Below are 6,431 nucleotides of genomic sequence, written 5' to 3' on the forward strand. Positions count from 1 at the left end.
TCTGAGGCTTTTTGTTCAATCCAACTGGTACAGTTTTACACCGGAATCTTGCACAATTTTACCCCGACGTTGACACAGGCGCGCGTCGGCGATCACGCCATGCGTGCCGCCGCCGAACGACCGCGTCGCGCCGAGCGTCGCGGAAAGATTGCCTTGTCGAAGCGAGGCGAACAGCCGGCCACCGGCTGCGTCGGATAGCTTATCGACGCCCCGAGGAACATCGCGCCGGCGATAGCCCCGCACATAGGTGACGCTGCCGCCCACCGTGAAGCCGGGCAGATCGACCACCTTATAGCCGACCCCGTCACGGATATTGGCGAAGACCCGTCCGATCTCGATGTCCAGCAGCGGAAAAGGAAGAATCCGGTAATCATCCGCGCCCTCGAAGTCTGGTACGGCCGCGACGCCCGCTCCGATCGTGAGATGATCGCGTTCCTGCGCGCGGGCTTCGCTGGATGCGTATCCGAGCAACGCAAGACCGAGCAGGAGAACGGGGAGTCGGATCACTGCTCGGGGAGCTCTTCTTGCTGGGCCGCGAGGGTCGCGGCGCGCGGTTCCTCGGGCGTCACGAACCCATCGGCGTTCGTATCGACGGTCGCGAAGCGATCCGCGAGCAGGGGATTAGCGACCGCGGCTTCCTTCCGGTCGATCCTGCCGTCTCCGCTCGTATCGGTCGCGCTGAATTCCGCATCGAAGCGGGCCTTGTGCGCGGCGATCCGAGCGGTCATAAACCGCTCGAACTCGGCCCGGTCGATCTGTCCGTCGGCATTTTCATCCATACGGCCGAAAGTACTATCGATATGGGCTTGGGCCGGATCCTGCGCGCTGTTGGGCGTTTGCGCGAACACTGGGGTCGCAAGCCCTGCGATAAGGGCAAGGCCGATCGTGCTTTTCAAGGTAAGAGACTCCTGAACCGGGGGTGAGGGACACGGCGGAGGATTATCGCCGGCGGCGATGTTCGCGCCGTTCGTACCGGTCGCGTTCCCATCGGCGGTCATCGCGACGGTCCCGGCGATCCCAACGGTGTTTCTTGTCCTTGGACGCGATATTGCCGCTCACACCACCGGCCACAGCTCCTCCGATCGTGCCCCTTGTGTCGCCGCCGCTGATCAGCGCGCCTCCCGGCGCACCAATTCCCACACCGAGGACAGTATTGCCGGTCTTGTCAGCATGGGCGGCCTCTGGTGCAATGATCAGCAAGACAGCAGCAAGGCCGCCGACAAGGGACAGCCTTCGCGATCTCGATGCATCAACCTGTCGGGCAGTTGTCACATTTTGCAATGGAGAGGCTCCTTTCCTGCTTGTGTCAGGGTGATGCCGCTATTTTCTGCGATCAACGTCTGACCATCGCCCCTGAATGCTTCGCCCGCTTTCGCGGCTTTCAGACGGAACGCACCCCGCTCGGTTCGAAGATTGGCGGTCAGATCGTCCGCGAGAAAATCGACCGACACGACGCTGTTGTCCTTACAGCGATAGCTGGCACTCTTCTTGATCGGCGGCGGCAGCTTGATCGGAGGGCTTTCGTTCGCAGCATTATCCGCCTCGTTGCCGGCCGGCTCATTGCCGCTGCAGGCCGCCAAAGCGATGGCGATCGTGAGGACAAATCCTGCCTTGAGGTGGCCACCACCCGATCTTCTACCGCTCATCTGTTTTTCTTTCATTCTTCGCCGCGATACGCCTACGCGGTTGTCGACGTATCCGACCGTCCGTCGCATCCTTCTCGACCGCTGAATCTGCCCCGGCCGGCTGCGTCTGCATCGGTCGAAGACTGAGCTTCGGCCGCTTCTTCTTCGGCTCCAGAACGCGACCGCCGGTCGCCATCACATGGTTTCCGATTGCTTCGCGGCGCGATGCACGGCGCTGTATTGGTCCTGCCAGCCGACATCGGGGCGGTCGTGGGGCAGGGAACCCCTCACGGCCGGAGTGCTGATGCCTGCTGGCAGGTGGCGGGAAGCGGTCCCGGCCGTAAGGGGCGCCGAAGACTCGCTACCCAATCGCAGGATGATTGATGGCTTAAAGGCCGGCACCGCCACAGATGCGCTGTTTTCGCCTTTTTCCGATCTGGCGCGCACCATCTTCAGACATCCTCTCTTGCGGAATGAGCGCTCACTCCTTATTGGAGTTACTCATGACGAACAGCAGGGTCAAGGGATGAAATGCCGATTTCGGGATCACTGGCACCTTCTCGCGGCACTATATGCAGCGCGCACCGGGACACGACTGTTGTTTTTTCGCCATCGTTGAACCATGCAGGATATCCAGGTCGAACTGGCCAGAAGTGCGCCAAGTCCCGTGAACCGGAAGTTGAAAGGAGCACGCCGTCGGAAAGGATGCGAATGGTTTCGAGAAAAAACGTCTCCGGAGAGGCGCCGCGTGAGAGGATCATCAGTGTCGCCCGCAAGCTGTTCGGGGCGAAGGGCTTTCATGCGACAACCACCAACGAGCTGGCGACGGAATCGTCAGTAAGCATCGGCCAGGTCTATCGGCTATTCACATCTAAGGATGACATCGTGTTGGCGATCGTCGCGGAGAACTCTCGGCGACGTGTCGAGCAAATGCACGCCATCTTCGATGCGGTCGAGCGGAAGGAATGCTCGATTTTCGAAGCGATCAAGGCGATCGCCGGTATCTCGCTCATGCGCGACGATGGCGAACTGTCGTTCGAAATCCTCGCCGAAGCCTGTCGCAACCCCTCCGTCGCCGATCGGCTCGAGATGATGACGGCTTTTTATCGCGAGGGCATTCGCCGGCTCGCCGCACTCGCCAGGCCGGACGTTCCGTCGGAAGAACTCGAAGCCTATATCGACGTCATGATGGCCTGCTTCATCGGTCTCGGCCATCGCGTCGCCATTGCCCCGAATGCCGATACGGAAAGCACGAGCATCCGCACCGCCTGCATCATGATGCGAGCACTGGGACTGCCCTATCCCGGATAAGGGCCAGTCGAGAACGGTGCGCGATCGATCGCTCGGCGTTCAGATCTTGATGCCACGGTTTATCTGCAAGGGGGAAATGGCGGTTTTGTTATTTCACTAGATACGTTGCATAATCATGAATTGGGTTGATCGCAAAACAGGTAAATCGCGCCGGCCGTTCGTGATTCGGCAGGGCAAGCGGTTGATGCCTTGGGTGGATGCCATGATTGCACGCTCGTCGCGCGTGCCCAACGACCCGGTCATCGATCCCGACCTTTTTGAATGGACCCACATCCTTCGTGCGATGTGGCCCGAAATCCGGTGCGAGGCCCTGCATGTCATACGCCAGATCGGGACCGTTCCGCCACTGCGGAACGTCTCGCCGGATCACAGACGAATTGCGCTGGATGATCGCTGGCGGTCCTATTTTCTCATCGGCTATGGCGAGCGGATAGAGTCCAACCTCGAACAATGCCCAATTACCGCGGCAGCCCTGGCCTCTGTGCCCGGTCTCAATACTGGATTTTTCTCGGTTCTTGCGCCCGGCACCCATATCCCTCGACATCGGGGTGTCACCAAAGGTCTCCTGACATGCCATCTTGGCCTCAGCGTGCCCCCCCATGAAGGGCTCCGCATGGAACTCGATCGACGGACGGTGCGCTGGCGGGACGGCGCTACGCTCGTGTTCGACGACACATGGCCGCACGAAGTGTGGAATGACACTGACGAGGCGCGGATCATCCTCCTCATACAATTCGAGAGGCCGCTACGACAGCCAGGACGGGCGATTGCAAGGACGTTCTTGAGCGCTATTCGCCGCAGTGCTTTCGTTCGCGATGCGCGGGCGAACCTTCAATGGGACAATGTCGTTCGGACGCTGAAGCGACAGGCGAACGACTAGCAAACTTTTCCCCTCCGCCGGTCGCGCGAAGAGCTTCCCCTGCACCGCCGGCTAGGCGAATACCTCGTCGAAGAGAGCGATCATTTCCGACCATGAGCGAGCATCCGCACCGGCATCATACCGGGCGAACTCGGGTCGGCCGAGCTTCGCAGCCTCGGTATTCGTGAAGCTATGCACGACGCCCCCGTAGAGATGCACGCGCCAGTCCACGCCACCATCGCACATCTCCTGCTCGAACGTGGCGCGCTGATCGGGCGGAATCCCTGGATCGTCCGCGCCGATGCAGACAAGCACCTTGCCGCGAATGTTTCTCGCGTCCTCGGCGCGCGCCGTCACCAGTCCGCTGTGGAACCCCGCTACCGCTGCGATCGCGGCACCGGCGCGGGCAAGTTCGAGCGCCATCGTGCCACCAAAGCAATAGCCGATCGCCGCGATCTTCGCACGGTCGACCTCCGGCTGTGCAAGGAGAGCATCGAGGGAGCCCTGAGCGCGTGCGCGCGTACCTGCCGGATTCTCGATCATCGGTCCAATCAAACCCATTACCTCTTCAAGATCGGAGACGATCCGTTCCTGCCCGTGGAGGTCACAGGCTAGCGCTGCATAGCCAAGGCCTGCCAGCCGCTCGGCTCGCGACTTCGCGTGATAGCTGAGCCCGAATGCGTCCGGAAAGACAAGGACGCCGGGACGCGGCGGTACCGACCGGTCGTCATCGACATAGAAGTGGCTGACACACCGATATCATCCAGGTGAACTTCCTCTGCGAGCGCATGGGGCCGATCCATTGCTCCAATCGTCGCCTTCGAAAGCTCATAGGCAACCGAGATGCGGGATGGGTTGTCCTCGGTGCTGATTATCGCTCTCCCGTCGCTGAAGTGGAATTTTATCCGACCCGCAGGTTTGATGGCATAGCAAAGTTTCACCGCACAAGTTGCTAAAGCAACGTTTGCTTGTTGAATGAAAAGCATCCATCGGCTAGAGTGCGGCTTGTGTCCAGACCCAGAAAAAGCCGCAACATCAGCGCCGCAGCGCTTTTCGAGCTGACCAATGCGTTGCAGCCGATCAGAAGGTCCTGGAGCCAGGCGGCGGGTGCGGTTCTCGTGGATTTCGATCTGCCAGGCTCGGTCGCGAGCGCTGTCGTTCTGGTATCGCGCGCCGGCGACCGGGGCATTCAGCAAAATGTTCTTGCCGAGGTGGTGGGGGTCAATCCTGGCGGAATGGTCCGCATACTTGATCAGGCCGAGGCCGCCGGGCTGCTGGAACGGCGTGCGTCCACTGACGATCGCCGCATCAATTTCGTCCATATTCTGCCGGAAGGACGCCGCCTTGCCCGAAAGATGGAACTGGCGGTCGCGAAACTGCGCAAGACGCTTCTGGGCGATTTGCCCGTTGAGGACATAGAAACCACGACCCGCGTCCTGCGCCTTTTCGAGGATCGGATCGGCGCCTTTCTTCAACAGGAGCGTGTGAGCCGGTGAAGATCACGGCCGATCAGCTCCTGTTCTCGGTCAAGCTGTTTATTGCCGCCATCCTCGCCTTCATGGTGGCGGTGAGGATCGGTCTTCCGCAGCCCTATTGGTCGCTCGTGACCTGCTGTGTTGTGATGAATCCGAACACCGGGGCCATCCGTTCCAAGGCCACCTACCGCTTTGCCGACACGTTTTGCGCGGGCATCGTAAGCCTCGGCCTGGTGTCGCTCTTCGCAAGTGTGCCGATCCTGCTGATCGTTTCGGCCGGGCTTGTAGCGACGCTTGCCTTCGGCGCATCCCTCCTCGACCGAACGCCCCGCTCCTATGGCTTTATGCTGTTTGCCGTCACGCTGATGCTCGTCGCCGTCGCCGGAGTGGATCACCCGGAGACGATGTTCGATACCGTCGTAGCGCGCGTCACCGAGATCGGTCTCGGCATCATCGCAGCCACACTCGTCGACAGCGTGATCGTGCCGGGGTCGCTTGCCGGCTCACTTCGATCCAACCTCGAGCGCTGGCTTCCCGATATGGAGCGCTGGGCGAGGGATGTGCTCGACCTCCATGAGAGCGGCGCGGCGGAAGAGCATGACCGGCTGAAAACTCTCTCGGATATAACGGCACTTTCACAAAAGACGGCATTGTTGCGCTACGATCCGACGGTCGATCGCGGAGAATTGCGCCACGCTCTCGCGATCCAGCAGCGATTGTTGCAGATGGTTCCGCTGCTCTCAGCAATCTCAGGGCGCATCGCGGGTCTCAACGAGGCGGAACGCAGCGCGCTGGCCGCACATCTTGCTGACGCCAGGGACTGTCTCGCGAAAGGTGCATTGCCGCCCCCCGACTTCGCCGACGCGGTGCGAAGCCTGCCGCTCAGCGGAGGCCTTGAGCAACCATGGCAGCAGCTGGTGCACGATGCGCTTGCCGATGCGCTGGTGGAGTTACTGACGACCTGGAGCGAGATACACAGGATCGCCGCGACGCTGGAAGACAGGAGCGGGCTCGACAGCGACCTTGCCGGGCAGGTTCGCGATCCGTCCGCCTTCCCGCTGGCCCCCGATTTCGATCAGGCGATCTATAAACGGCGGAGTAAAAATGTACCACTGACGGGTCTTTTGGGGTCCGTTCATTTCGGAGTAAAAGTGTACCGGT

Annotated in this window: 9 protein-coding genes and 1 pseudogene; 4 read left to right on the forward strand and 6 right to left on the reverse strand. The window is 60.9% G+C overall.

Going from position 1 to position 6,431, the window contains the following annotated elements; translation table 11 throughout:
* Positions 1 to 15 precede the first annotated feature (15 nt).
* From L3X40_RS20415 to L3X40_RS20435, 5 genes are all read right to left on the reverse strand, one after another.
* On the reverse strand, positions 16 to 507 hold the full coding sequence (locus tag L3X40_RS20415; protein ID WP_237367228.1) for a MipA/OmpV family protein: 492 nt from the start codon (positions 505 to 507) through the stop codon (positions 16 to 18).
* Entirely contained in the window at positions 504 to 896 is a 393-nt protein-coding gene (locus L3X40_RS20420) for an EF-hand domain-containing protein (RefSeq protein WP_237367229.1), read from the reverse strand. The genes L3X40_RS20415 and L3X40_RS20420 overlap by 4 nt, the downstream gene beginning before the upstream one ends.
* A gap of 43 nt (positions 897 to 939) precedes the next feature.
* On the reverse strand, positions 940 to 1,281 hold the full coding sequence (locus L3X40_RS20425) for a hypothetical protein (protein ID WP_237367230.1): 342 nt from the start codon (positions 1,279 to 1,281) through the stop codon (positions 940 to 942).
* Positions 1,269 to 1,646 carry a hypothetical protein gene (locus tag L3X40_RS20430; RefSeq protein ID WP_237367231.1) on the reverse strand — a complete coding sequence of 126 codons (378 nt, stop codon included), beginning with the start codon at positions 1,644 to 1,646 and terminating at the stop codon, positions 1,269 to 1,271. Before L3X40_RS20430 ends, L3X40_RS20425 begins: the two co-directional genes overlap by 13 nt.
* 174 nt (positions 1,647 to 1,820) lie before the next feature.
* On the reverse strand, positions 1,821 to 2,075 hold the full coding sequence (locus L3X40_RS20435) for a hypothetical protein (RefSeq protein WP_237367232.1): 255 nt from the start codon (positions 2,073 to 2,075) through the stop codon (positions 1,821 to 1,823).
* A gap of 261 nt (positions 2,076 to 2,336) precedes the next feature.
* Between L3X40_RS20435 and L3X40_RS20440 the strand changes: the two genes are divergently transcribed.
* A complete protein-coding gene (locus L3X40_RS20440; protein ID WP_237367233.1) occupies positions 2,337 to 2,936 on the forward strand; it encodes a TetR/AcrR family transcriptional regulator in 600 nt (199 codons plus the stop codon).
* A gap of 115 nt (positions 2,937 to 3,051) precedes the next feature.
* Positions 3,052 to 3,816, forward strand: coding sequence for an aspartyl/asparaginyl beta-hydroxylase domain-containing protein (locus L3X40_RS20445; RefSeq protein ID WP_237367234.1), 765 nt, complete (start codon positions 3,052 to 3,054; stop codon positions 3,814 to 3,816).
* 51 nt (positions 3,817 to 3,867) lie between these two features.
* On the opposite strand, the pseudogene L3X40_RS20450 reads toward L3X40_RS20445, so the two are convergent.
* A pseudogene (locus L3X40_RS20450) lies at positions 3,868 to 4,503 on the reverse strand (dienelactone hydrolase family protein); the annotation flags it as partial.
* Between the two features lie 299 nt (positions 4,504 to 4,802).
* Between L3X40_RS20450 and L3X40_RS20455 the strand changes: the two are divergent.
* Complete coding sequence (locus tag L3X40_RS20455) at positions 4,803 to 5,291, forward strand: MarR family winged helix-turn-helix transcriptional regulator (RefSeq protein WP_237367235.1); 489 nt, start codon at positions 4,803 to 4,805, stop codon at positions 5,289 to 5,291.
* The coding region (locus tag L3X40_RS20460; protein ID WP_237367236.1) for an FUSC family protein at positions 5,288 to 6,431 on the forward strand (1,144 nt) is incomplete at its 3' end. The genes L3X40_RS20455 and L3X40_RS20460, both read left to right, overlap by 4 nt.

It is taken from the genome of Rhizorhapis sp. SPR117, assembly GCF_021742065.1.

What these genes read in the sequence shown, in the direction of transcription:
- L3X40_RS20445 (WP_237367234.1), top strand. Translation starts at nt 3,052, where the DNA reads ATGAATTGGGTTGATCGCAAAACAGGTAAATCGCGCCGGCCGTTCGTG.
- L3X40_RS20430 (WP_237367231.1), bottom strand. Translation starts at nt 1,646, where the DNA reads ATGAGCGGTAGAAGATCGGGTGGTGGCCACCTCAAGGCAGGATTTGTC.
- L3X40_RS20440 (WP_237367233.1), top strand. Translation starts at nt 2,337, where the DNA reads ATGGTTTCGAGAAAAAACGTCTCCGGAGAGGCGCCGCGTGAGAGGATC.
- L3X40_RS20435 (WP_237367232.1), bottom strand. Translation starts at nt 2,075, where the DNA reads ATGGTGCGCGCCAGATCGGAAAAAGGCGAAAACAGCGCATCTGTGGCG.